General features: G+C 47.0%; 23 protein-coding genes and 3 pseudogenes. 16 read left to right on the top strand and 10 right to left on the bottom strand.

Annotated features, from left to right (window positions below; genetic code table 11):
* A pseudogene (locus tag H6F63_RS29585) lies at positions 1-269 on the top strand (ISAs1 family transposase); the annotation flags it as partial.
* Between the two features lie 101 nt (positions 270-370).
* Here the strand turns inward: H6F63_RS29585 and H6F63_RS27810 are convergent.
* Entirely contained in the window at positions 371-3,076 is a 2,706-nt protein-coding gene (locus H6F63_RS27810) for a CHAT domain-containing protein (RefSeq protein WP_190640515.1), read from the bottom strand.
* Positions 3,077-3,322: 246 nt separating this feature from the next.
* On the opposite strand from H6F63_RS27810, the gene H6F63_RS27805 reads away from it, so the two are divergent.
* The 10 genes and pseudogenes from H6F63_RS27805 to H6F63_RS27760 all read left to right on the top strand — a co-directional run bounded on the left by H6F63_RS27805 (position 3,323) and on the right by H6F63_RS27760 (position 15,900).
* On the top strand, positions 3,323-8,305 hold the full coding sequence (locus H6F63_RS27805; protein ID WP_190640514.1) for a filamentous hemagglutinin N-terminal domain-containing protein: 4,983 nt from the start codon (positions 3,323-3,325) through the stop codon (positions 8,303-8,305).
* A 15-nt stretch (positions 8,306-8,320) separates the two neighbouring features.
* Positions 8,321-10,054, top strand: a complete 1,734-nt coding sequence (locus H6F63_RS27800; RefSeq protein WP_190640513.1) for a ShlB/FhaC/HecB family hemolysin secretion/activation protein — start codon at positions 8,321-8,323, stop codon at positions 10,052-10,054.
* A 247-nt stretch (positions 10,055-10,301) separates the two neighbouring features.
* Complete coding sequence (locus H6F63_RS27795) at positions 10,302-10,499, top strand: hypothetical protein (protein WP_190640512.1); 198 nt, start codon at positions 10,302-10,304, stop codon at positions 10,497-10,499.
* 7 nt (positions 10,500-10,506) lie between these two features.
* A pseudogene (locus H6F63_RS27790) lies at positions 10,507-11,198 on the top strand (IS1 family transposase).
* Between the two features lie 423 nt (positions 11,199-11,621).
* Positions 11,622-11,972 carry a hypothetical protein gene (locus H6F63_RS27785; RefSeq protein WP_190640511.1) on the top strand — a complete coding sequence of 117 codons (351 nt, stop codon included), beginning with the start codon at positions 11,622-11,624 and terminating at the stop codon, positions 11,970-11,972.
* 16 nt (positions 11,973-11,988) lie between these two features.
* On the top strand, positions 11,989-12,837 hold the full coding sequence (locus H6F63_RS27780) for an alpha/beta hydrolase (RefSeq protein ID WP_190640510.1): 849 nt from the start codon (positions 11,989-11,991) through the stop codon (positions 12,835-12,837).
* A 72-nt stretch (positions 12,838-12,909) separates the two neighbouring features.
* Positions 12,910-13,050 (top strand): hypothetical protein, encoded by a 141-nt coding sequence (locus H6F63_RS27775; RefSeq protein WP_190640509.1) that lies wholly within the window; start codon positions 12,910-12,912, stop codon positions 13,048-13,050.
* Between the two features lie 23 nt (positions 13,051-13,073).
* The gene (locus tag H6F63_RS27770) at positions 13,074-13,241 is read left to right on the top strand and encodes a hypothetical protein (protein WP_190640508.1); all 168 of its coding nucleotides are present in this window, start codon (positions 13,074-13,076) and stop codon (positions 13,239-13,241) included.
* Positions 13,242-13,337: 96 nt separating this feature from the next.
* Complete coding sequence (locus tag H6F63_RS27765; protein WP_190640507.1) at positions 13,338-14,234, top strand: AraC family transcriptional regulator; 897 nt, start codon at positions 13,338-13,340, stop codon at positions 14,232-14,234.
* Positions 14,235-14,325: 91 nt separating this feature from the next.
* Positions 14,326-15,900, top strand: a complete 1,575-nt coding sequence (locus H6F63_RS27760) for an amidase (protein WP_190640506.1) — start codon at positions 14,326-14,328, stop codon at positions 15,898-15,900.
* 390 nt (positions 15,901-16,290) lie between these two features.
* Here the strand turns inward: H6F63_RS27760 and H6F63_RS27755 are convergent, their stop codons facing one another.
* The 6 genes from H6F63_RS27755 to H6F63_RS27730 all read right to left on the bottom strand — a co-directional run bounded on the left by H6F63_RS27755 (position 16,291) and on the right by H6F63_RS27730 (position 20,524).
* Positions 16,291-17,490 carry an MFS transporter gene (locus tag H6F63_RS27755; protein ID WP_199298323.1) on the bottom strand — a complete coding sequence of 400 codons (1,200 nt, stop codon included), beginning with the start codon at positions 17,488-17,490 and terminating at the stop codon, positions 16,291-16,293.
* Positions 17,487-17,990 carry a DMT family transporter gene (locus tag H6F63_RS27750; RefSeq protein ID WP_190640505.1) on the bottom strand — a complete coding sequence of 168 codons (504 nt, stop codon included), beginning with the start codon at positions 17,988-17,990 and terminating at the stop codon, positions 17,487-17,489. Before H6F63_RS27750 ends, H6F63_RS27755 begins: the two co-directional genes overlap by 4 nt.
* 18 nt (positions 17,991-18,008) lie before the next feature.
* Positions 18,009-18,503 carry a DMT family transporter gene (locus H6F63_RS27745; protein WP_190640504.1) on the bottom strand — a complete coding sequence of 165 codons (495 nt, stop codon included), beginning with the start codon at positions 18,501-18,503 and terminating at the stop codon, positions 18,009-18,011.
* A gap of 227 nt (positions 18,504-18,730) precedes the next feature.
* A complete protein-coding gene (locus tag H6F63_RS27740) occupies positions 18,731-19,150 on the bottom strand; it encodes a VOC family protein (protein WP_190640503.1) in 420 nt (139 codons plus the stop codon).
* 39 nt (positions 19,151-19,189) lie between these two features.
* Positions 19,190-19,585 (bottom strand): RidA family protein, encoded by a 396-nt coding sequence (locus H6F63_RS27735; protein WP_190640502.1) that lies wholly within the window; start codon positions 19,583-19,585, stop codon positions 19,190-19,192.
* Positions 19,586-19,621: 36 nt separating this feature from the next.
* On the bottom strand, positions 19,622-20,524 hold the full coding sequence (locus tag H6F63_RS27730) for an NAD-dependent epimerase/dehydratase family protein (RefSeq protein WP_190640501.1): 903 nt from the start codon (positions 20,522-20,524) through the stop codon (positions 19,622-19,624).
* Between the two features lie 107 nt (positions 20,525-20,631).
* Here H6F63_RS27730 and H6F63_RS27725 point away from each other — a divergent pair, with 107 nt between their 5' ends.
* Together H6F63_RS27725 and H6F63_RS27720 are read left to right on the top strand one after the other, a co-directional pair.
* Positions 20,632-21,132 carry a MarR family transcriptional regulator gene (locus H6F63_RS27725; RefSeq protein ID WP_190640519.1) on the top strand — a complete coding sequence of 167 codons (501 nt, stop codon included), beginning with the start codon at positions 20,632-20,634 and terminating at the stop codon, positions 21,130-21,132.
* A complete protein-coding gene (locus tag H6F63_RS27720) occupies positions 21,132-21,665 on the top strand; it encodes a DUF1349 domain-containing protein (RefSeq protein WP_190640518.1) in 534 nt (177 codons plus the stop codon). The genes H6F63_RS27725 and H6F63_RS27720 overlap by 1 nt, the downstream gene beginning before the upstream one ends.
* A gap of 177 nt (positions 21,666-21,842) precedes the next feature.
* Here H6F63_RS27720 and H6F63_RS27715 read toward each other — a convergent pair whose 3' ends face one another.
* A complete protein-coding gene (locus H6F63_RS27715; RefSeq protein WP_190640500.1) occupies positions 21,843-22,724 on the bottom strand; it encodes a LysR family transcriptional regulator in 882 nt (293 codons plus the stop codon).
* Positions 22,725-22,864: 140 nt separating this feature from the next.
* Between H6F63_RS27715 and H6F63_RS27710 the strand changes: the two genes are divergently transcribed.
* The 3 genes and pseudogenes from H6F63_RS27710 (at position 22,865) to H6F63_RS30265 (ending at position 24,186) form a co-directional block, all read left to right on the top strand.
* Complete coding sequence (locus tag H6F63_RS27710; protein WP_190640499.1) at positions 22,865-23,227, top strand: SnoaL-like domain-containing protein; 363 nt, start codon at positions 22,865-22,867, stop codon at positions 23,225-23,227.
* Between the two features lie 98 nt (positions 23,228-23,325).
* Positions 23,326-23,412 (top strand): annotated as a pseudogene (locus H6F63_RS27705) (cytochrome P450); the annotation flags it as partial.
* Positions 23,413-23,460: 48 nt separating this feature from the next.
* Positions 23,461-24,186 carry a DUF3883 domain-containing protein gene (locus H6F63_RS30265; RefSeq protein WP_199298321.1) on the top strand — a complete coding sequence of 242 codons (726 nt, stop codon included), beginning with the start codon at positions 23,461-23,463 and terminating at the stop codon, positions 24,184-24,186.
* A 158-nt stretch (positions 24,187-24,344) separates the two neighbouring features.
* On the opposite strand, the gene H6F63_RS27695 is transcribed toward H6F63_RS30265, so the two are convergent.
* Together H6F63_RS27695 and H6F63_RS27690 are read right to left on the bottom strand one after the other, a co-directional pair.
* Complete coding sequence (locus H6F63_RS27695) at positions 24,345-25,265, bottom strand: ParB/RepB/Spo0J family partition protein (RefSeq protein WP_190640497.1); 921 nt, start codon at positions 25,263-25,265, stop codon at positions 24,345-24,347.
* Entirely contained in the window at positions 25,262-26,038 is a 777-nt protein-coding gene (locus H6F63_RS27690) for an AAA family ATPase (RefSeq protein ID WP_190640496.1), read from the bottom strand. Before H6F63_RS27690 ends, H6F63_RS27695 begins: the two co-directional genes overlap by 4 nt.
* Positions 26,039-26,058 lie beyond the last annotated feature (20 nt).

The following is a 26,058-nucleotide window of genomic DNA, read 5'->3' as shown; positions in this document are numbered from 1 at the left end:
TTGCCTCGTTTATCGATAACGCACAAGCTTTTGCAAAGCGGATTCGAGGCTATTGGGAAGTTGAAAACAAGGTGCATTATGTTCGGGATGTGACTCAGGGTGAAGATGCTTCGCGCATTCGTACCTCACCCTTGATTCAAATTTGGGCACTGGCACGCAACTTTGCGCTCAATTTATATCGTGACAATCGCTTTGAGAACATGGCTCAAGCCCAACGTCTTGCTGGTTTCAGCCTGAACACACTCAAGCACCTATTTAAAATGAAATAGCCCTGTAACCAACCTTACAAAAAAAGCTCCGGGGCAGGAGGCAAAGGGCACAAGGGGAGAAGAGAAAACGTGGGAGCTTCTTTCTGCCTTCTGAACTCGCCCTATAGCCAGTTACCGATGAGGATAAAGGGTGCCCATTGAGCGGGGTGAATATTCTTGTTTTTATTAATCAGCGCCTTCTGCGCTTCTTTGAGGGCTTCTGCTTTGCTCATTTGTGATCGCAAGTTATCGTAAAACTTAGTGACTAGTTCTTGTGTAAAAGCATCTTCAACATACCAAAGGGAAGCCAAAGCACTTCTGACACCTGCTTGCACGGTGATGCCAGCCATACCCAAGGTAGCACGGTCATCTCCTATACCCGTTTGACAAGCCGTGAGCGCGAGCAACTCTACTGGTTCCGAACCTCCACTAAAGCGGCGGATGTCACTCTCTAGCTGAATAATTGTAATTTTCTCATTATTACCCGTAACTAAAAAGCTATCTTCTGGAATAGTGCCAAATTGACCGTGAGTGGCAATGTGAATAATCGGGTAAACTGCTTGTTTAAGTTCTTGCTCTAAGCTCTGAGGAGTGAATTGTTTGTTCAAGAGTTTCTTGCTACCTGGAAATAGCTTTGTGACTCGCTCGACTTCATCGTAGACATTTGCCAAAGCCTTAAATTCTTCACCATCAACGGTAGCTGCTTCGGTTAACCCCAAAGCTAGTGCCCGCAGACCTTGAAAATTTAGGGGTTTAGGAGATGTCAAGCGTAGACCAGGAGTTGTAGCAATGGCGTATTTCTGAACTAGAAAGTCCTGACCATCATGGAGTGCCGCCATCGGAACACTGCGTAAGAGTCCGTCTTGGATGAAGACGAGAGTTTTGATTTGTGCTGCGTCTAAATCGGAAGTGAAAGGGCGAATAATCGAGTTAAATAGATTCTGTGCTGGCGTCAAATAAGGGTCAGTGGGATCATAAAATTTTTGTATATCTAAACGGAATTTTTTGATTTCTTCTCTAAGTGTTTTATTATTGTTTATCCATGCCAGCTTCTTCAATCTTCTTCCAGCATTTGGCTTAAGCTTCTTTTCAGGATTCGGAAAACTTACTATAATTGCCGTTCGGTCTTCTAGGATGATAGAACTAAAAACGGCAGTGTCTTCTGTTTCTAAATCATCAACTCGTTCTTTATCAAAAACGGTAAAGACACAATCATTACCGAAGTAATTTTGCAATTCTGCTAGTTTCAAAGAATCAATGGCATCAAGTGCAGAATCGAGTTCTTTTTGGTACTCTTGGCGGGCAATGGCTAGTGATTCAGCACGTTCTAGCTTTAACCGAGCAAACTCCCGGTAGAGAGGACTAATGCTATCCCGAAAGCTAAATTGCAAGTCTCGCTCTGCAAGTAGCAGGCTGCCTCGGATATCTCCTAAGGTCATAATTGCACGTTCGTAAGCACTAGTTGCCTCAGACTCTTTCGCTTGTGCCTTGAAAATCCGTCCCGCCTGCCACTCCCACAAATAAAGACTATCTTTAGCACGTAAGTTTTGGTCGGCTGCCAAGCGTGCTTGCTTGGTGAAATCTAAAGCTTTATCGTAGTCCTTGCGGCACTCGTAGAGATGGCCAAGTTTACCTAGAGCAAATGATTCGGAACGAGAATCTTTAATATTTTGAGCAATAGAAACAGCTTTTTGAAGGAGTTCTTCAGATTGTGAATCATTGAGTTGGCGCTGTGAACATTGAGCCTGAAACAAAGTGAAATTGCTAGAAGCAACAGGTTGTTTGAGTTCGGCTAAATCAATTGATGCATATACTTTATTTTGAGAATTTGGTAGCATCTCAAGTAAGACTAGAGCCTCTTGCACTTTTTGCTCTGCCTCCTTAGCACTATCAGGTAAGTTTGAATCTTTGGGGCGGGAATAAAGTTGAATTAAATTGAGGAGTGTTCGCATTTGACCCGATGAGTCGTTTTGAGTACGGGTCACTTCGAGACTGTTGTTAAAATAATTCAAAGCTTTTTTGTAATCGGAAGCCGCTTCTTTGATGAAGTCAGCAGCCTTAATCTCTGCACTTCTAAAATTAGCGGACTTAGCACGCTGCTCGTTAAGTTGAGCTTTACTGAAGTAAGCATTAGCCAGACTATTCAGTACTGAGGAGCGATAACCTGAGAGATTAATACCCTGGACAATGTTTAAGCTAGCTAAGAGAGTTTCAATGGCTTTGTCAAACTTTCCTCTGAGACGATACGCTTCTCCCAAGCTTCCTAAAGCCGCCGCTTCTCCCTCGCGATCACTAAATTTTCGGGCGATTTGCAAAGCACTTCCTTCGCTTTCAAGGCAATCCTCATTAGTCTCAGAGGCACCGCATAAAAGTGCGATCGCATCTTTATTCTGCCCCAAACGGCTGTAGGTTTGAGCAAGTTCTGTGAGCAACTGTCCTACCTTGGCGATATCTCTGAGTTTGCGATAGTTTGCGATCGCTTGTTTCCAATGGTCGATCGCTTGCTCGAATTGACCGATTTGTCGGTAAGCTATTGCTAGTTTTTCTTGAACAATTGCCCCCTTAGCGGGGTTGTTGGTGGTTTGATAGGCAGTTAAGGCAGTTTGCCAAGATGCGATCGCTCCTTGCACGTCTCCTGCGCGATATTGTTCAATTCCTTGCTGTACGAATTGTGTCGTATTGGGAGACTGTGCGGTTGCTACTTCTCCCCATGTTGCCTGCAAAGTGGTAAATGGAAAATGATTCAGCCACAGACAAAATGTGAGGCTGCTCAGGAATAAAACTACCAAAACGCGACGGACACGGAATTGGCGATGTCGGTTTGGCATAGGAGGATAGGGTAGGTTGCCAGGAGAATTTTAGCGGAAGTTTTAAGTTTATTTGTAGCTGAAGTTGCAGGCGGCTTTATTAATTTTGGTAATCTTTAGTTGACATTAGCCTGATTTCTGCATAAATGAGCCTTAGTTCCACCCATGAGATGACTAAGAGAGTCTGTGGCTGGAGTGGAATGTGGGCAGGCACGGCATAGGTTCAGTTGGGTTGCATACCTTGAGTTATCTTTGGAGGCTTTAGCCGTGACGAAGTTTAGCTTGCTCAGTCGGGGTTGGCAGTTGAAGCTTGTTGGTAGCGTTGCAATAGTAGGGACACTCTTCGCCGCAGTAGGGGGGAGTGTTTTAGCTCAGATAGCGCCTGATAATACGCTGGGGGCTGAAGGTTCTGTCGTTACACCCAATGTCAATATACAGGGTATTCCTAGTGACCGTATAGATGGTGGCGCAACTCGTGGCGCTAACCTCTTCCACAGTTTTGGGGACTTTAATGTGGGGGAAGGCAGGGGGGCTTATTTTACCAATCCCACTGGAATTGAGAACATCTTAACTCGCGTCACGGGCAGCAATGCCTCTAATATTTTCGGCAGGCTGGGGGTTTTGGGTGGGGCGAATTTGTTTTTGCTCAATCCTAACGGGATTGTATTTGGCCCAAATGCCAGTTTGGATATCCAGGGGTCATTTGTGGCGACAACAGCTGAGGGCATACAGTTGGGAGATAGCGGTTATTTCAGTGCAGCACAACCGCAAACGAGTAGTTTACTTTCTGTGAGTCCGGGAGCGCTGTTTTTTAATGCAGTTGCCAATCAACCGACTTCGATTATTAACCAAGGGAATTTAGCAACTGGGAAAAATCTTACCCTATTGGCTGGCAATCTGGACTTACAGGGACAGTTACTCTCTGGGGGAGATTTGACGTTAGAAGCACAGGATACTGTGAAAGTGCGCGATAGTGCGGCGATTCCTTTCATCGCCTCTGCTGGGGGAAATCTGCTGGTGCAGGGGAATCACAGGGTAGATATTTTTGCATTAACTCGTCCAGAAAGTGGCTTTTTTTCTGGTGGGGATATGGTTTTGCGAAGTAGTAACACAGTGGGAGGTGATGCCCACTACTGGAGTGAGGGTAATTTTCGGATAGAACAGCTAGATGGCAGTTTAGGGAATTTGTTTAGCCCCCATGACCCAATTATTCGAGCTAGCGGAGATGTATTTATCAATGCCTATCAAGGAGCTTCCCTGCACATTTTGGCGGGAGGTAAGGTAGAGATTCCCGGCTATGTCTGGATTCAAGGTGCAGATCCAGAAAACGGATTAGTAGAGACAGTAAATCTAGCTGATGGAACCACTATCTCTATTGATGGCAAAAATGAACCTACTCTGGACATTCGCGCTGGAGTAAACCAAGCTTTCATTGGTAGTCCATTTCAAACTGGCACTGGCACTTTCTTTCAGCCTGTAAATTTCCCTCCTAATAACCCATCGAGTGCAGATATCAAAATCGGCACAATCTTATTTACTTCGGCTGATAACACCTCAGTTCCTTTGACAGGAAGAGTCTTGTTAACAAATCAGTATCAGCCCAACGTCTCATTTAGTGGGGATATTCAAGTTACAGATACTCAGCCGACACAAGCATCGGGAGCAATTTTTACCACTGGAGGCGCGAGAAATCCCTCAGTTGCTATAAACTCTCGTGGGGGTATTACAATCGACGGTACAGTCAACACCTCTTCAAGTTTTGGCGATGGGGGAGCGATCGCACTGACAGCAGGTGGCAATATCTCTACAGAGTTTCTAAACTCCAATTCTAGTAAGGGCAACGGGGGAGCGATCGCTGTTACGGCAGGCGGTAACTTTACCACCTTCAATCTATTCTCCGGTTCTTTTGAGGGCAATGGGGGAGCGATTGCCATTACGGCAGGTAGCAATATTATCTCCACAAGATATCTAGATTCCAGCTCTCTTGAGGGCAATGGGGGAGCGATCACTATTACGGCAGGCGGTAACTTTACCACCTTTGGTCTATTCTCCGGTTCTTTTGAGGGCAATGGGGGAGCGATCGCTGTTACAGCAGATGGCAATATTACCCTCCAAGTTAACAGCTCAGCCATTTCCATTTCTGATGGTGGCAATGGAGGCGCGATCACATTGAGAGCAGGTGGCAACATCACCGCAAATGATTTCTACTCTAACTCCTACGCGGGTAATGGAGGAGCGATCACACTGACGGCAAGTGGTAATGTCACCACAGGCAATCTAAACACCTACTCTCTTGAGGGCAACGGGGGAGCCGTTAGCATCAATTCTACGAATGGTAGAATCGTCCTCCAGGAAGGTCCTTATGGACAATCTCTGATTGACACTACGGGCGTTAATGGTGGCAATGTCGCACTCAGCAGTCCTAACGCCAACTTTGTGTTTGAGAATCCTAGTGACTATTTGTTTCGAGCTAGTGGAATTGACAGCTCTGCCTCTAATGGTAGTAGCGGTAACATCCAAATTACAGCACCGTCAGTCACCTTATCCGATGTTGAACTCAATACTAGCGCTAGAGGTCAGGGAAATGCAGGAAGCATCTTCATCTTGACTGATGGCTTGGTTGCACTCGATGGTAGCCGCCTATTTACCTCTTTGGAGCCAGAAGGAATTGGCAGAGGGGGTGATATCACCATTGATGCAGGAGCAGTTTCTCTTTCTAATGCCTCTTTCATCGATACCGCCACCTTCGGCCAAGGAAATGCAGGAAACGTCTCGCTTCAGGTGGATGACTCCGTTTCCATAGCAAATGATAGTGCTATTTTTAGCTTCACTTCTGGTCAAGGCAATGGGGGACATGTCAAGTTAGAGGCTGGAGGTGTCATCTCCCTTACCAACCGCAGTAATATCAGTACTGCTGTGAATTCGAGAGCTCAAGGCGATGGGGGTGACATTGAAATTAGAGCGCGATCATTGTCTTTAACAGGTGGCTCCCAACTGGTAACGAGTACCTCTAGCAGTGGTAAGGCAGGTGACATCACTGTCAGTACAATCGAAGGCGTTTTTATATCGGGAACTGACCCTAACTTTATCCCTCCTAAGAATGTCTTAGTCGGTAATCCCCCTCCCTTAGCTGAAGTCGAGCCAAATAACTCGATCACTCTAGCCCAGCCACTGACTCAGTTCTTCCTCAACAGTCCTGATGATGTCAATTCTAACGTCGAACGTTCCGTCCAAAACCCCTATGTATTCATTGCAGGTACGCAGCTTCCGTTGGACAATAAGGACTTTTACTCCTTTGAAGTAACAGCACCAGGCACTCGAGGAATTTTCCGTTTTAATGCGTCCTATGATACCAGGCCCATTATCCGTATCTACAATGGCAGTGGAGAGCTACTAACGCTTAATCCTCGTTTAGGATCTGATGTTGATGTTAATGTTTTAAGGTATGTTTTTAGCGAACCTGGTATCTACTATGTCAACCCTAAAGGTAGTCCGCGGGGTGCTTACACGTTCCAAGTTTCCCTCGAAACACCTAATGTAGCAACGAGCGTAGTCAACGGAACACTTCCCAGTGGTTTATTTGCCCGGACTGAAGGCGCTGGTATGGCAGGGAATATAACGATTAATACTCCATTATTAACTGTAACCGATGGCGGCAATGTCTCTGCCACGGCGACGGCGGCGGCTACCAGCACAGCACGGAGTGGCAATATTGAACTGAATACCTCTCAAATCAACCTACAAGGCAACAACAGTGGTATATTTGCCCAGACAGAAGGAGCCGCATCGGCTGGATCATTGAGATTACAACCTTCTAACAATGGGCAGAGTTTGACGGTAAATCTTCAAGATGATGCTCAAATCTCCGCTTCTACCTCTGGCAGTGGTCAGGGAGGAAACTTAATTGTAACGGCACCGCAAGCAGTTACAATCAACGGCGATGGTAAGCTCTCAGTGGAGACAACTGGGGCTGGCCAAGCTGGAGACGTAACAATTACCACTGACACTTTAAAGATTGACAATGGAGCCACAGTCTCTGCTACTGCTACCGCAACTGCCACGACTTCAGAACCAAGTGGCAGTATCAGCGTCAATGCTAACCAAGTGAACCTCTCAGGTACAGGCAGTGGCTTATTGGCAGAAACACAAGGAGCTGCCGACGCTGGAGCATTGACGTTGCAACCTTCTAACAACGGGCAGAGTTTGACAGTAAATCTCCAAGATGACGCAAAAATCTCCGCTTCTACTTCTGGCAGTGGTCGGGGAGGGAACCTACTTGTAACAGCACCGCAGGCAGTTACAATCAACGGCAATGGTCAACTCTCAGTCGAGACAAGCAGCACTGGAGTAGGGGGAAACCTGACAATTGAGACTCAACGGCTAACAATTCAGGATGGAACACAGGTGTCCGCTTCTACCTCATCCCCTAATCCTGACGGAGAAGGCGGCAACATCACAGTAAACGCCACACAATCTCTAGACCTAAATCAGGCAAGTTTGCTTGCCCAATCTACAGGTGCTGCTCCTGCTGGTAACGTAACGATTAACACCCCAAACCTAACAGCCACCAATAGTACAATCGCAACTTCCTCCGAGCGATCTTCTGGGGGAGGTATAACCGTCACAGCCGACAAGATTCGCTTGTGGGGCGACAGTGACATCACCACCAATGTAAACCTTGGTGCAGGCGGCGGCGGCAACATTTACCTAGAAGCTGACTCCATCCTCGCTTTCGACGACAGCGATATCCTGGCTTTTGCCCGTGATGGCAGAGGCGGAGACATTACCCTCAATACTAGAGTATTCTTCGGTTTTGCTTATTCTCCCGCACCTAAAGGCACTGACCCTGATACCCTTGAGAACAATAACCAAGTCGATATCAATGCCAGTGGCGCTGTCAGTGGAGTCATCACCACACCCGATGTCAGCTTCATCCAAAATAGCCTCACCGAGTTACCCGATAATCAAATTAACACTGACAGCCTCCTGGCAAATAGCTGCATTGTCCGCCGCAATCAACCAACCAAGGGAAGCTTCACCATCACAGGTACTGGTGGCTTACCGCAGCGACCCGGAGATGCCCAAATGTCCACCTTTCCCACAGTAGACATAGAAACTTTACCCAGTGACAGCATACCCTTAACGACCAACCAAAATCGTCCTTGGCAAAAAGGCGACCCCATTGTGGAACCCCAAGGGGTGTATCGACTACCAAACGGGAAACTCGTTATGAGTCGGGAGTGTCCTTAATTCAATAACATAAATATGTACCTAATCCCAAGGTGGGTTGCCATTTCAGGTTCAAGCATTACAACCTCAGCTTGCCTTACCCTCAGTGCAGTCGCTCAGTCCACACCGCCACCAGGTGTCACCATTCCCCCAACCGCACCAGATGCCGTTGAGCAAACCATTCCCAAACCCTCTGAATCACCCCGTCCCTTCCCTGGTGAAACGCCTACATTACCACCACTACCCGAACTGCAAACTCCCCCAACTCAAGAGTCACCTGAAGTCACTCCCCTATCGGGTGATCGCCTCTTCATCAAAAAAATAGAAGTCCTGGGAAACACCGTCTTACAGGACGAAATCGCCGCCTTAACCCAGCTCTACGAGAACCGCGAAGTCACGCTTGAAGATTTGCTGGAACTGCGCTCTGCCATTATTCAACTCTACATTAAAAACGGCTACGTCACCTCTGGAGCCTTCCTTCCCAACAATCAAAACCTCAGCAGTGGCATAGTCCAAATTCAAGTGGTAGAGGGTGAAGTCGAGCAGATTGAAATCGGTGGGTTAAGACGATTGCGAGAAGGATACGTGCGATCGCGCCTTGAACGTGCCACCTCTACCCCCTTAAACCAGCAACGCTTGGAAGAAGCCTTGCAACTGTTGCAACTCGATCCGCTCATCGAACGAGTGAACGCCGAGTTAGTAGCAGGCAGCACACCAGGTAGCAATATCTTACGAGTCTCTCTCAAAGAAGCACCCGCCTTTCACGCTGCGTTCGGCGTAGACAACAACCAATCTCCCAGCATTGGTTCTATCCAAGGCAGCGTAGAAGTCAGCCATGATAATGTCTTGGGATTTGGCGATCGCTTAGCCGCCCAATACGGTCGTACTGAAGGACTCGACCTCTACGACATCAACTATACCATCCCCGTGAATGCTCGTAACGGTACCCTGAGCTTCCGCTATAACAATGGTGATAGCAGCATTATTGAAGAAGATTTCGAGGATGTCGGTATCAGAAGCGAGACTCAAACCTATTCCCTCAATTTTCGTCAGCCAATCACAAGAACACCAACCAGTGAATTTGCATTAAGCTTAGGTTTAGATTTGCGCCGCAGCCAAACCTATATACTTGACAACATTCCCTTTTCCTTCACAGAAGGTCCGGAAGATGGCGAATCCAAAGTGACGGTGATTCGGTTTTCTCAAGATTGGGTTAATCGTGGCACTCGACGAGTCTTAGCCGCCCGGTCTCAGTTTAGTCTAGGGATAGATGCCTTTGATGCAACCATTAACAACACAGGTACTGACGGGCGATTCTTTTCCTGGTTAGGACAATTTCAGTGGGTGCAGCAGTTATCACCCAGAAATCTGCTAGTAGCGCGAATTGATGCCCAGCTCACCCCAGATTCTTTGCTATCTTTAGAACGCATCAGTCTCGGTGGAGTCGATACCGTTCGCGGCTACCGAGAAAACCAACTCGTTGCCGACAATGGCATCCTGGGTTCAGTTGAAGTTCGCTTTCCCCTCACATCAGACCCCAGAATACTACAGTTAGCGCCTTTTTTTGAAATCGGTACAGCCTGGAATAATCGAGAAATTGACCCCGACCCAGCGACAATTGCTAGTTTAGGGCTGGGTTTGCGCTGGCTGATTACCCCCGATTTATCGTTGCGCCTAGACTACGGCATCCCCTTAATTTCAGTTGGCGAAAGGGGAAACTCGCTACAAGAAAACGGTCTCTACTTTTCAGTACGCTATCAGCCGTTTTGAAAGGCTCCAACTCTCTCTAAGAACTAGAAGGTTTTTTGTACAAATTGCAGTTCTCTGCAATGGCAATTTATAAGCGCTCAAGAATGATTGCATAAAAGTGTAATCCCGCCCGTGAGTAGCAATGGATACTGTTGGCGAACTTCACAATTGACTGCCTCCGGTGAGCAGCGCAGAGGAATAAAACAAGCATTGACTTCACTCACAGACAATCCTTATCCAAGTAATACATGGGAAAGGGAAATTATCCATGTATTACTTGGAAAGAGCAAGTAGAGATGTAGAGGTTATTCGGGTTAACAACCAAGGAAGACTTCAAGTAGTAGCAAGTGCTGCAAATCTGGATGTTCGTGTCTTGGCATGGGATATGCCTTGTAGCCAAGCCACCATCCTCACTACATTAATCGCTGCTGCCGAGAGAATGTGCTGTAACTGGGGCGTTGCATAACAGAGAGATGAATTGCCCAAGTTGTGAATCTACCCACATCAGTAACAATGGTCATCGGCGTAGTAAACACGCATTACATTTGCTGCGATTGCCGCCGCCAAGCAAGTTGAGTCCTACTCGGCCATTGGTTATTCTGATGCAATTAAGCAACAATGCCTGTTGATGTATGTTAATGGTAACGGTTTTCGTACCATTGAGCGGCTAACTGGAGTTAATCACAACACCGTTATCAATTGGGTGAGACTTGCGGCTGCTTCTTTACCAGATGCCCCTGAATACTTGGAAATACCCGAAATTGCTCAAGTTGATGAACTTCAGACTTCTATCGGTAAAAAAAACAAAATATGGCTCTAGTCCAGCAGTAAACAAGGGAGTAGCAGGTATCCTTGAAAAGGGTTTTAGGAGACAGAAGCACTGAGACCTTTAAGCATGAGTGGAAAATATTAAAAGGTTGGCAATGTTTTTTATATGTCACAGATGGCTATTGCGTTTATCCCTGTTTTTTTGATGATGCTGACCATTTGATTAGTAAGACTTATATAACACGGGTTGAAGGATAAAATAGCAGATCAAGGCACTATGCGAGCACGTCTTTATCGGCGGACTCTTTGCTATTCTAAAACCGAAGAAATGCTGAGGCTATCAATTAAATTGCTACTGCATTATTTCAAAGATGGAGTTGTACCCTTGCCAGTCTAAATCATCCCTTAGTTGTGCAACGCCAGCCCTTGACACTTTAATCGGCTAAAGGTTATGCTCTATAGCAGCACTAATTAAATATCCAATCCCAAAAAGGGCGGCTCTGTATTGAGCCGCCCTTTTTGTTTTTTGGGCTAAATAAATTCCTATCAAATAGTTAGGAACTTAGCCTAAATAGCCGTAATAAATATTGCTAACAAATATTTATTACGTTGGGCAAGTACCTTGAAGCTTCAACCTGATATATTTAGCGCTTTTCCAGCTTTTTTATCGGTCAAAAGTTAGAGGAAGTTTGGATAAATTGAGTGCCATACGTCGCAATGAGTGTTGTCTTATATCACCCAAATAGGTGAACTTGCAGGATGAAGACAGCTCTCTTGTCACTCCTCTATAGTAGAGCTGATTCATTTGAGAGGTTAGCCTATGTTTGAGCGACAGTTTCTACGCTTGGATGGGTTCACCAAAGCAGAACGGATTGGGATGACTGCTCGTGTGAGTGAGGCGATTAACAAAGCAGGAGCCTGGATTACTGACTTCCACCTTTTCTCGAACATCTTAATCTGTATCAACTTTGAGGTGCCAAGCACCAACTTGGACAGACTCGCTGCCTCTGTGCTCCAGACAGGTTTGCATTTGAGCCAAGAGAGCCTAGAGCAACTCATGCCTGCTAACGAATCGACACTGAAGCACAAGGAGCTAGCAGGGACATTGCAAATTACATTTGTACACAACGAACCCGACTTGCTCCGAGAGGTGCCTGCTGTTCCGGGATAAAAGCTGAGGTAAGAATATGTCTCTAACAGGCTATGTGTATTCAAGCGGTTTTAAGCTCAACTATATTGTTGAGGGTAACGGGACTCCTACCATCGTGGTTGGCAGTTCACTGTATTACTCAAGAACGTTTTCTAAGAATCTTCGTAACAGTCTAAAGTTGGCCTTTGTCGCTCATCGAGGTTTCTCACCTCCTTATGATTCAAAAGACACCTCTTTGTTCCAGTTAGACTCACTGGTTGATGATATTGAACTGGTTAGGAAAGAGTTAGGATTTGACAAGATTATTGTTATTGGTCATTCAGGTCATGCCTTTATGGCACTGGAGTATGCCAAGAAATATCCTGGCAATGTGTCTCATGTGGTAATGATGTGTGAAGCGCCTTGTTTATCGCATGAAGGGCATGAAGCTGCCCAACGATATCTGAATGACTCTGTTTGTCCTGAGCGTAAAGCAGCTCTTGCTGAAAACTTGGCTAGGTTGCCTGAAGCAATAGAAGCTCAACCGGAGAAAGCCTTTATTACATATTGCCTTCTTATGGGACCCAAATATTGGTTTGACTACAACTATGACGCGACAAAACTTTGGGAAGGCGTAGAAGTAAACATGGCTATGTTTGATTATGTATGGGGCGAGGTTTTTCGAGACATAGATATTACTGAAAACTTAGATAAGCTGCTTTCCCCTGTACTCCTTGCTCTTGGTCGCTATGATTACCTCGTTCCACCACCGTATATGTGGGAAGGAGTAAGAGACAAATTCAGTAATCTGACTATCCGCATATTTGAGAAGAGCGGTCATGCGCCTCAGTTTGAAGAACCAGAGCTATTCGATCAAGAGTTGCTTGAGTGGCTTTTCAATAACTAACTTCGTTCCAAGGAGTTTTAAATTTGGCCAAGTATTTAGAACGTTAGTGAGATACGAGCAAGGGGGAACTAGATGAAAGCCAGAGTAGTTGACATAGGTGACGCGCACCTGAGTGTATATGAGGCTGGAAGCGGTCAGGCAATTGTCTTTCTGCATGGAAATGCTAGCCGATGGCAGCACTGGGAACCTCAACTGCGGGCATTGTCCAGTTAGTTCCGCTGCATTGCCTTTGACCAATGCGGGTAGGAGTGTCGAGTCCGCTAATCAGTCCCCATTCCCTGTCATTGATGGCAGATGATGCCGCTACAGTCTGTCAGGTGCTGGGGGTTAAACATGCTTACTTCGTCGGCTTGTCAATGGGGGTACGGTTGCTCAGGCTGTTGCCCTGCGTCATCCTAATTTAGTCGATGGGCTGGTGCTGGCTAGCCCACCTCAGATCCCTCTAGAACCACTACGGGTGAAGTCTTGATACACTTTTGATGTGAGGACGAGGATACCCCATGTTACAAGCCAAACCAAGAGCGATCGCCAACGAAAACGATCTCATCCAAATCTTAGAGCGATCGCCAATTATCACAAGTCTTCATGCGGATTGGAATGGCATTTTCCTGGGACATTTCCGCACACCTGCCTATGAATCTCCTGAAGTTTCCAGTCTCTTTTGGCATAGTCTTCTCATCTTCCCAAAAACCGAGGCTCCGATTCAGGCACGGCGAACCCTAGACGGAAAAATTCGGCATGAGCAAGTCGTTGAAGGGGATATAGTCATTACTCCTGCCCAAGTTAGTCATCGTTCTTGTTGGAATGCAGAACATGACTTTATCGTTATCGCTATTGCTCCTGATATTTTCGCTCGTGCTGTTGACGAATCGGCTGAACCTTCTAACATTGAACTCTTGCCTCAGTTTGCCACATCTGACGGGCTAGTTCTGCAAATTGGACTGGCACTTAAGGGAGTGTTAGAAAACAATCCTCAAGGGAGCCGTCTCTACGCTGAGACGATGGCAAATGCTCTAGCGGTTCACCTATTACAAAACTACTCGGCACAGCAACCCATCTTACGCGAATATAGTGGGGGTCTTTCTAGTCGCCAGTTACGGCAAGTAATTGACTATATTAACGACCATGTCGATCGAGATTTAGGTTTAGCAGAACTGGCCGCGATCGTTCAGATGAGTCCTCATTATTTTACGCGCTTGTTTAAACAATCAACTGGCTTGACTCCGCATCAATATGTGATTCGCCGTCGAGTCGAACGTGCTAAAGAATTACTGCTAAAAGGAGAACTCAGCATTGCAGAGGTAGCCTACAGCGTTGGTTTTGCCAACCAGAGCCATCTCAACCGTCACTTGAAACGTCTGCTAGGGGTGACTCCCAGACATATCCGCCAAAGATGACAAGAACGTACAAAAAATTGGACGAATCTACAAGACGCTCTTTAGTAGAAAGGTAATTCTGAGTAATGTAGAGTTACAAGGTGAGCGGCAAATGGATATCGTTAAAATTCCTTCCGCTATTGTTGGCAGTAGTGCAACAGAAATTGCTCAAAAAATTGCGGCGGTCGAACTTTCTGCCAGTGAAGTTGTTGAGGCGCACATTCAACGCATTCAAGAGGTTAATCCTCGCTTAAATGCCGTAATTATCCCTCTATTTGAGCAAGCGCGATCGCAAGCTAAAGCTGCTGATGAAGCTCGCTCTAGGGGAGAAACACTCGGACTATTACACGGAGTACCCATCACCATCAAAGAGTCATTTGATGTAGCGGGGACTGTCTCCAACATGGGAATTTCTGCTCTCAGTCAAACGCCAAAGCAGGATGCACCACTCGTCAAAAGACTGCAAGAGGCAGGAGCGATTATTTTAGGCAAAACCAATGTTGCCCAGTTACTCGCACTGAATGAATCGGATAATCCTATCTACGGTCGCACATTGAATCCCTGGAATCTGGAACGTTCTCCAGGGGGAAGCAGTGGCGGTGAGGCGGCGATTATCGCGGCTTTGGGTTCGTGCCTTGGCTTGGGGAGTGATATTGGTGGGAGTGTCCGGATGCCTGCCCATGCCTGTGGGATTTGCAGCCTCAAACCGACATCAAGTAGGTTATCGATGGTGGGTCATGTGCCACTGTTACCCGGTCAAGAAGCGATACTGGCACAACCCGGCCCAATGGCACGGACTGTCGCTGACTTGAACCTGGCGATGAAGGTTCTGGCGGCACCCGGACAGGAAGCGTTTGACCCCAGTATTCCACCCGTACCTTGGCGCGAACCGTCTGATGTCAAGCTGGAAAATTTGCGAATCGCTTTTTTCACTGACAACGATATCATTACTCCTTCCCCGGCAATGCGGCGGGCTGTGAGAGAAGCTGCTCTTTCGCTAGAAAAACGTGGTGCGATCGTAGAAGAGTGGACACCTCCAGACTTGCTCAAAGCTTTACAGTTATACCTCCAACTGTATGGTGCAGATGGTGGAGTAACCTCTAAAAGGCAGTTAGGTAACAGCAAACGGCATCCACAAATTAACCAGACTCTTCAAACCGTCTCTTTGCCAAAACCTTTATTCAAAATGAGTGCAGCAATTTATGAATGGCTCGGTCAACGGTTGATGGCTAAACTTTCGCCTTACATGGGCGAAGTATCCGTCAGCGAATATTGGAGGGGAATTGATGAACGTAGCCGCTACCGTGCCGCTTTTATGGCAGCTTTGGATGGCGCACAGTTCGATGCAATCCTCTGTCCACCTTGTGCTCTAGCGGCGCTGACTCATGGTAGTGGCTACTTCCTACTCAATGATGCGACTTATACTATCCCGTACAATTTACTCGGTATGCCCGCAGGTGTGGTAGCCGCTACGCGGGTGCGTCCGGGAGAAGAAAGCGATCGCGTACCTAGCAAACAGTTAAGTGAGCAAACAGCTTCCAAAGTGGAACAAGGGAGTGTTGGGTTACCTGTGGGCGTACAAGTTGCAGCGCGTCACTGGCGTGAGGATATTGTTTTAGCGGTGATGGCAGCAATAGAAGAACATTTCCAGCCGCAACCTGACTATCCGGTTCATCCACCTGTTTAGGATACGAGCGATCACTCCCCCTTTCACATGTCTGAGTGCAGAGTTACGAGGGGCTGGTGAGAGTGTACTCGGTTCGGCTTTAGTTATGGAGGATTAACGCTTTCTCTTGCGATCGCCGTGGGTATTATTCACACCCTAGAAGAAATTGCGATGACGTTAATCCTTACACAGTGGACTCATGATGTATTGAGTATCGTACATGCGCTGAGACTACACCGATCTTACTAAAGAGAAAGCAATACTGCTGAGGCATCGCTCCCATTAAATTATCTATCTGGCATGGATCTGAGGCTAGCCAATTAGCTGTCGAATCTGGCGATTTTGACTCTGGACACTTACACAAATCGCTCATAACTATTCCTCCTTAGTGCAAATATTTTTCCTAACAATCTATGGCTCAATCGGCTTATCCTTAAATACGGGATGTTGTACCAGCCAGCGATGCAAAGCCACCATCACAATTGCCAGAGGCAACATCAGCATGGGAATAACTTCTAAGCCTGCCCAACTGGCGAACCAGCCTAACCCTGTTGGCACGATCGCCACCCCGAAACTGGCTGTGCTGGTGGCAAAGCCGACAGCAGCAGGAACCAGGGCATCTGGCACTCGTTGCGGAATTAACCAGATGGTTGCCGGGAAAATTGCAGCCAGAGCAAAGCCGATGAGTGGTAAGCTGAGCAACTGGTCAGGCAGGAGCCACCAGGCAACCAAGCCAATGATGAGTAGAGTCAGTGACAGACTGATGGTGCGGATGGCACCGAGTCGTTGCAAAAAATAGCCCAGGCTAAAGCGTCCCACTGTTAATCCCAGCCAGTAGGCACTGACGCTATAACCTGCGATGAGTTCAGGTGTTTTTCGAGCGATGGATTGCACGCTGTATGCCCAGTTACCAACGGATGCTTCTGTCCCAACATAGACCAACAGGAGCAGTCCAGTAACAAGAACAGCAGGAGTTTTGAGCGATCGCCCCAGATTTCCCAACGCCGTTGTACTTGATGCAGATATCCTTGATGTCATTGGTCTGTAGCGACAGATTATCACTGCCAGAACGCCTGCAATCAATAGACTGACGACTCCTGCCAACACAAAATAAACCTGTTGCCAGTCCATACCGAGGGCTAACAGAGTTGTTGCTACTGCTGGACCTAATAATGCGCCAATGCCATAGAACGCATGGAGCAATCCAATGAGATTGGCACTGCGCGAATCTTGAACGATATAGGTATTGATGCCCGCATCAATCAATCCAATTCCCAGTCCGAGTAAAGTTCCGGCAGCAACCATGATGAACCAAAACGGGGAGAGGGCGTAAATCAACAGAGCCGTTGTGAGCGTACTGGCAGCGATGAATAGCATTCGTGCCAATCCCAGTCGGCTACTTACCAAACTACTGCTGAAGGCAGCCAGGATGTATCCGCTAATTTGGCTGATAAAGAGAAAGGTGACGGTTGCAGGAGTTAATTGATAGGTAGACAGGATGGAGGGCAGAAGAACTCCCAACCCAGCTTCTGCAATCCCAATGGCGATGAAGGCATAAAACGAGATTGCTACCCCAATCCAGATAGGTGAGGTGTTGTGTTCATGTTTCAATGGCTAGAATTCTCCTCTTTCAAAAGAGTTGGCATTTGGGAGGAGGAATGATGACGATCAAGTTGAGTGAGGGCGATCGCTATCAGCAACAACACAATTGCAAATACTCTGGAGATACTCAGGGAATGGGGAACAATCCCAAACCAACCAAATTGATCGATCGCCAGCGACACGATCATTTGGCTACAAACAACTGCCAGAGTTGATGTGGTTAAGCCCAATTTAGGAACGATCAACGTGTTTAACGTGACAAAAATTGCTCCCAACAATCCACCTAAAAATGCCCACCAGGGAACATCAGCAAACCGTTCAAAATTGGGTGATTTAAGAACACCCACAGCAATCAATAGCGCTAGAACACTAAAGCCAACGATAAAATTGATAGCAGCAGCAGCAATCGCACAATGAAGGACTTGTTTGAGTCGAGCATTGGCGGCTGCTCCGATTGCCAAAAAACTACCTGCTGCTCCAGCCCCAATTAATGCAAACAACAGAGCCATAGATTTTGTTGATAGAGGTTACGCGGGAAACGAAAGGAAAACAACAGCAATGACTAGCAGCCCTAGTGCAAAACGACGGTAAGGGGTGAGACGGCGACGGGTCACTCCCAGCCAGCCAAAATGATCCACAATGATGCCTGCGATCGCCTGTCCGCAAACTACAAACCCCAGCGTTAAAGTCGCTCCCAAAACAGAGATAAAGTAAGCACTGGAGGCAATGTACCAGGCTCCTAAGACACCTCCTATCAAGCTCCAGCGAGGCGCTTTGAGTAAGGCAGACCAGTCTGGACGACAGAATCGTCCCGTGGAGAGTAATGCAATTAAAGCCAGTGAGCCAACTAGATAGGAAATATTTGCCGCCAAGGGAACGGAGTTAAGCGATCGCGCTAATTGACCATTGAGGCTGGCTTGAATGGGCAACAATGCACCACTCAGTAAAGACAGCACCAGATAAAAGCAGACTTGGCAGCGAGTAGCGATTGCTTGTAAACGACTCAAACGGATAGAAGTCATAACTTATATGAATGCCGCCACAAGTAACTTGTGGATTAACGGAAAGAGGGCAGGAATTAGTTGAAATTTTCGATCAGCTTGATAATTTAGCTCAATGTTGTACGCAGACTCACCCAGGCTAAATCAGAGTTCTGCGGTTCATGGCAAGGTCGCTTCTCAGTAGGCGTACTACTCGACATCCGGCAATCACCCATTGATTGGCGACCGCGCTGCGACTACAAACCGTTCTAGGTATTTGCCTGCTCCACTGTCAGACCAATCTCTTGACCGTAGGAGAGTTCCAGTGTGTGTCCATCGGGATCTCGCAAGAACGCCCAATACCCAACTGGATACCCAGAATCTTTTGGTTCCTCAACCAGTACCCCTGCTTGACGAGCCTTGTCACAAAGCATATCCATTGCTTCACGACTTTTGCAGCCAATTCCCAGATGTGCAAGTGGAGAGAGAACGGGATGCACCGAATCAGTTTGAATCAGAACAATTGCAAACGGTCGAGTGCGATCCGTTAGCCAAGCGACTGCAACTCCTGCTTCTGCATCAATGCGACGATGAACAACCTGCATTTGAGCATAAGTTGCGTAGAACTCAATACTTTTTTCAAGCTCTGAAACCGGCAAGGCGATATGCGTCAGCCCAATATCAATCATGTTCAGTGCCTCTAGAAAGTTGATGGGTGAGATGTGCGATTACTGAACCGCAGTTGCTTCGATTTCAATCAACAATTCGGGAAAGGCTAGACGTGATACGCCCAGGAGTACGCCTCCCGCATGACATCCGGCGGTTACCAATCGGTTTTTGATCGCGTCCCAATTTGCCATGAGGTGATCGGCATCGGTGGTGTAGTAATCAATTCGCACCACATCTGAAAGGTGATAACCTGCCTTACTCAAAACAATTTCAAGGTTGTCGAGTGCCTGATTAATTTGGGCACGCATATCTCCGACATGAAGGAGTTTCCCGTCACCATCCATTGAAACCTGCCCAGCACAGTAAAGAACTCGCTGCGCCCCACTCGTCTCGATCGCCCAAGACCATCCCTGCTCGGCTTGCCAGTTCCAGGGATTGATAATGCGTCGTTCCATGTTGAAATTTCCTTTAAGTAGAAGAAATATTTAGGCTTAAGCTGCGATCGCCGATTGTCTGTAAGAACCGTTGCTCAGTTCTTCCAGAACAGAGGGTGCTGAAGGAACCCAATTGAGTAGTTGTCTTGCCCTTTCGCCAGAAACTCTTTGATCGAGTGCGATCGCGTCAGCCAGTAATCCCCACGTTTCACGCGCTTCTTCTAAGGTCAGGGAGTGAATGCGATCGCCCACTCCAGCCGCCCGAGCAACTGCTAAAGTAATCGTTTTTAACGGTAAATACTCACCGCTTGCTCCAATCAGCAACGTTCCAGCAGGGGCTTGTTCCATCGCCTTGACATACAGATTTGCCAAATCTTCCACATGAATCAATGACCAGGCATTAAGTCCATCCCCCACAACGGGTACAGAATTGCGATCGCGCCCTGCCTGCATCAGCATGGCTACCAATCCTCCTCCCTGTCCATAGACTAAAGCTGGACGAATGACGAGCGATCGCACATCCTGTTGAGCCGCAGCCAATACCAAATCTTCAATCACAGGTCGCCAAGCCACAATCGGTGAGGGATTCAAAGGAAACGTTTCATCTGCAACTTGTCCTGCTGTATCGCCCATCACCCAGATCCCACTGGTGTAAACGAAGGGTTTCTCAGTCCCTTCTAGAGCCGCCAAAATCGTTTCAACAGCAGAGCGATCGACACTTGCCATGTTTGCATCGTTGGTTGCAGCCGTATGAATCACGGCATCTGCCATTTGAGCCGCTTGACCCAATCTCGCTGCATCCGTCAAATCACCTCGATACGGCTGGATACCTGAAGCGGCTAACCGTTGTGCCGATGCCTCAGAGCGGGCAATAGCGATAACCTGATGCCCCGCTGTTTGCAATGCCTTTGCCACTGCACTGCCGACATAACCTGTTGCGCTGGTCAGTAGAACGTTCACGATTGCTCCTTCAAAGGTGAATGGATTTGGGCTTATTTATCTTGATATCAAGATAATCAAGATAAAGGTAAATGTCAAGATTCTTGATGCCAAGATATAATCAAGCGATGAAACACGATCGCATTGATGAAATTTTGGAACAGTGGCAACAAGAGTCACCTCAGTTAGACGTAAGAGCATTGGCTGTAGTAGGGCGCGTGCTGCGAATCGCCCGTTTGCTGGAGAAGCATCGGGAAACTGTGCTGGCGGATTATGGTCTTAATGTCTGGTCATTCGATGTGCTGGCAACGCTGCGGCGACAGGGACTGCCCTATCAACTCAAACCCACCGAACTCTATAGTTTGCTCATGCTCTCTTCTGGAGCCATGACCAACCGAATCGATCGCCTAGAGGAAGACGGCGTGGTGAAAAGGATTCGTGACCCGGACGATCGTCGCAGTGTCAGTGTTCAACTTACACCCAAAGGAATTGAGCTTACGGATACTGTAATGCCTGTTTTGTTTGAGAAAGAAAACCAGTTCCTCGCTCAATTCACCAAGACCGAAACTCAGACATTCATCAAATTGCTACGAAGGTTTCTCGTATCACTCAATGAGATAGAAAAATGATGCAATGGCTCAATGAACCTGCTCAATGGTCGGAGACTGGCAACCAAATTGTGGTCACAACTGCACCCAAAACGGACTTTTGGCGCATTACCCATTATGGATTTATTCGAGATGATGGGCATTTTTATTTCGAGCGAGTCAATACTGATTTTGTGGTCGAAGTGAAGATATACGGCAACTACAAAGACTTGTATGACCAAGCTGGAATCATGATTCGCGCTGATGAAACCCATTGGATCAAAACTGGCATTGAGTATGTAGATGGAGTCCAAAACCTGAGTGCAGTGGTTACAAGAGGCTACTCGGATTGGTCAGTCACTCCCTTGCAAGAACCACCTGATTTTTTGCAACTTCGAGTAGAACGACGCAAAGAAGCTATTTATATCTTTTACTTAGATGAACATTCCCGTTATACCTTACTAAGAATGGCCTATTTCCCCGATGTACCCGAACTTCAGGTGGGAATCATGTGTGCATCACCTCAAGGCGATGGATACGAGGTTGTTTTTAAGGATTATCAACTGACTGGATAGAATTATCGGTATGGTATCCTCGTCATCGAGGACACTCAATAACTAATCGAGGCAATACAACCTTTTTATTGGGACTTAGACAGATTTCAAGCCCAAACAAAGCCCAAAGCAGCTTTAGATGAGTAGCGTTCGCCGATACACGACATAGAGCGACATTGATGTCGGATAGATACTCGATCAAGACAGCCCAGCCTTGAACTCATGTCGGAGAAAGTCAATAAAGCATTTTACCTTCGCCGACTCAAAGCGTCCTCGACGGTAAACGACCTGAATTGGTATTGGCTCAGGTTCGTATTCTTTCAGGATAACTTTGACCGATTGATTTTGGAGTTCATCGCTAAACCCCCAAATTGGTGATGTGCCAATGCCAATGTTTGCCAACACAGCTTCACGAAGTGCCATCGAGTTATTGACTTGCAGATTTCCACTCACCGTTACCGTCGTGCCTCGAAAATGCCATTCATTGCCTGTGGACTGTTTCGTGTAAACAATACAGTTGTGCTGCAAAAGGTCGGCTGGTACTTGTGGCTCACCAAACTTCTCCAAATAGGTTGCCGATGCGACTGCGACAAATCGGAACGTGCCAAGCGGTTGTGAGATCAAGTTGGGAGCAACAAATTTGCCAATTCTGATCGCTAAATCAATGCCCTCTTCGACTAAATCGACAAAGTGGTCAGACATCGTTAGGTCAATCTTAATATCCGGATAGCGATCGAGAAATCGTTTCAGGCGGGGGAGTACCTGCATCTGCCCAAATGCAACCGAGCAATTGAGCTGTAATAGTCCAGAAGGGTTCTGCCGTTTGCCCACACTAGACTCTGCCTCAGATAATGCTTCGAGAACGGGTTGGCAACGCTCATAAAAGCGCGTTCCCTCCTCAGTTAAACTCACTTGGCGCGTTGAGCGCAGCAGTAATTGTACGTCCAGATAGTCTTCTAGTGCAGCAATCTGTTTGCTAATCGTCGGTTGAGTGGTACCCATTTCTCTAGCGACGGCAGAGAAACTGCCTATTTCTACTGTTCGTACAAAACTCTTGATGCAAGTGATGAGATCTGACATAGAGATTGATTCTCAACAAGAATAAGTCATATTCCATTTTGCTGTCTTCTCAAACTAAAAAGAATGAAACATCATTAATGTTGTGAGCCAAATCAAGTTTCTCACCTGACAACATTGAGCTAACCAATAGGACAAAAATTATGATTACAGCAACAGACCTCAAAGCCAACTTTGAAGACATCAAGAGCCTGGTTTTACAAGGTAAAGCGATGGAAGCGTTTGAGAAATACTATGGCGATGATGTAGTGATGCAGGAAAATGAAACACTTGCCACTGTAGGGAAAGCCGCGAATCGCGACAGAGAACTGGAGTTCTTTTCTAAAGTGACTGAATTTCGGGCAGCAGAACTGAAAGCGGTTGCTTATGGCGAAGACGTGATTATTTCTGAGTGGTTTGTCGATTACACCCATTCTGAATGGGGCAAAGTTACGCATGATCAAGTCTCCGTACAGAGATGGAAAGATGGCAGAGTGATCCACGAGCGTTTCTATTACGCTGCCTAAACTGCCTCAGCGATTTTGATAACCCGACAACATTTGAGCTTTAGTTGCCGGGTTAATCACTTGACAAGACTGACGCGAAACGCCTGTGTAGCCGAAGTGGTGGCGGAGTGAGAGAATGTTTGGGCAAAGAGTTCGCCAAGTTGGAAATGAAGCTGTTTGCATCACTGTTGGTGAGGGATTATCACTAGGAATTGCTACCCGACCAAAACCTGGTTCCTCCACATTTGCAGGCTGTGCAGCAACGGCGAATTGAGCGGATTACGAAGTCAATCAATGCCGTTAAAGAGCGACTAACTACAGAAATTAACTACTGGGAGAACCAAGCGGAAAAGCTGAAGCTAGAGGAACGAGCCGGAAAGCCAAATACTCGACTTAACTATGACAATGCTCGTCGGAGAGTAGATGAACTCAAAGGACGGCTTTTTAAGCGGCTGGAAGAGTTAGAACAGGAGCGCCACTTATCACCAAAACCGCCAATGGTGGTCGGAGGCACGTTGATAGTCCCCGGTGGTCTGCTTCAACGTCTCTTAGGTAATCCTCAAGTCAATACTGTCATCAACACTCGTGAAAAGGAGCGAGTAGAAAAACTAGCTATTGAAGCAGTAATGGCAGTTGAACGGAAACAAGGATTTGAGTCAAGGGACGTGAGTGCGAATAGGTGTGGCTACGATATTGAATCGCGGATTCCTGATACGGGTGAGTTGCATTTTATTGTGGTTAAGGGTCGCGTCAGGGGTGCAAGTACAGTGACTATCACCAAAAACCAAATAATCACAGCACTGAACAAACCTAACGACTTTATCTTGGCTTTGGTGGAAGTGCCTGAATCAACACAGTTATCTAATAACAACTGTACTGTCCGTTATATCTATCGCCGTTTTCCTCGGCATTCAGGTTTTGCCGTGACTAGCATGAACTTTGGCTGGCAGCAACTTTGGAATTTGGGAAAAGAGATGTAGGGGGAGTTTGAACATTGCTGTTACTTGGGGCAAAGTATCAGATTGACCAAATCAGAAATTATTCAAACGAAGAACCCTTCTCACATCCCCAATACTAGACTGCTTTCACTGGCTCTGGCTTACGCTAATTGCACTTCTGTGTCAAAGTAAAAAGTTCCTCAATCCGACTCTACTAGCAGCGTCTCTATCCCTGCCAACAAAGATTCTAGTTTCTTGCGCTTCTTGGGGTTCTCCCACACCTTTGATTTCTTAGCTTTCTTGTAGGTTGTCTCCATCCTTGTTAGGAGTTCTCCACGTTCAGTCGGGCGTTGAAAAGCTTTCAAACGTTTCCGAATTTCACTCAAAGATAAGTTTTGGGCAATCGCCTCTTCTAACAGTGATTGACGTTCTGCCGCCGACTTGAGCCGAGCGATCGCTTTGGCTTTGGTGTACTCGATTCGACCAGAACGCAAAGCTTCTAGAATCTCTTCAGGCAATCGCAGCAAGGGAAGGCGATTAGCTGTGAAAGATTCCCACTCCATTAGTCCTAAACCTGCAAAAATCTCCTTCACTCCCTCCGACTCGGAATTACTGATAACGTTATCAGTAATTTTTCCCGCCACTGCATTTTGCATTCGGTAAAGTAGGGAAACTACCTCCGGCACCGCTCTACCCAGCTTCAAGCTCAAAAGTTGTAAAATTCCTTCGGTCTGTTCGATCGGGTTGAGGTCTTCTCGCTGCAAGTTTTCAATCAAAGCCAGTTGCAGGGCTTCAGAATCACTCAACGAGCGCACGACGACAGGAACTTCGCTTAAACCAACTGCCCTTGCAGCGCGGTAGCGTCTCTCTCCCGCGACCAAGCCATACTCCCCACTCGACAGCGGACGCACCAACAACGGCTCTAAAATGCCATGCTCTTTGACCGACTGCACCAATTGTTCCAACTTTTGCGGGTCAAAGTAGCGACGAGGTTGCTCTTGCGATTGAATCTTTTCAATGGGAACAAGCTGTCCAGACATAGTTGTAGCTGCTGGTTCCCCGATGAAGGCATCTATACCTTTAAGACGACGACTATAGGGCTTATCACGCTTCGCATTCATAACAATTTCTCCAAACCCTTAGCAATTTTCTTGAGGACAGCTACCGCTGGATGCTTAGGGTTAAATAGTGCTAGTGGGACATTTTCCTCAGCTGCATCTGCAAAAGCAGTAGAGCGGGGTATTGGGTCATAAACCACCCCGACCTCTGATAATTGCTCTTGAATTGCTTTTAGCGTCCGTTCATCTTGGGTATTGCGGGCATCAAATAAGGTAGGAATAAACCCAGCAATTTTCAAGTGGCGATTTGGGAGCGACCGGACACGGGAAACTGTATTTAACAGCAGCTCAGTCCCCAAAAATGCTTTGTACTGCGTCTGAATTGGTACTAAGACATGAGTAGATGCCACCAGACTGATATAGCTCAAGATGCCTAGACTGGGGGGACAGTCAATTAAGATAAAGTCATAATGCTCGCTGACAGGCTCCAAGGCATACTTGAGGCGCAGGTCTCGCATATCAGCTACCACCAACTCCAGTTCAGCCGAAGTGAGGTTCTGGGAAGCCGGGACAAAGTCCATAGAGTGAATTTCCTTGAGAATTGGCAGCGGCTCCCGGTCAATCACTGCATCGTAGATGGTTTTGGAGCAGCTGGCTGGGTCAATACCCATGAAGTTAGTGAGCGAAGCTTGAGGGTCTATATCAACTAAAAGCACCCGGTAGTTACCTTTAGCTTTAGAAGGCTTCAACTGTGCCAGCTGGTAGCCAAGATTAATCGTCAGGGTTGACTTCCCCACACCCCCAGCCTGGTTGAACAAACAAACGATCCGGCTCACCTAATTGACTCGCTTCTGTT

It is taken from the genome of Trichocoleus sp. FACHB-40, assembly GCF_014695915.1.
GTDB lineage: Bacteria > Cyanobacteriota > Cyanobacteriia > Cyanobacteriales > FACHB-T130 > Funiculus > Funiculus sociatus.
The sequence above is the reverse complement of the archived record's forward strand: the minus strand, read 5'-3'. Positions and strand labels throughout refer to the sequence as shown.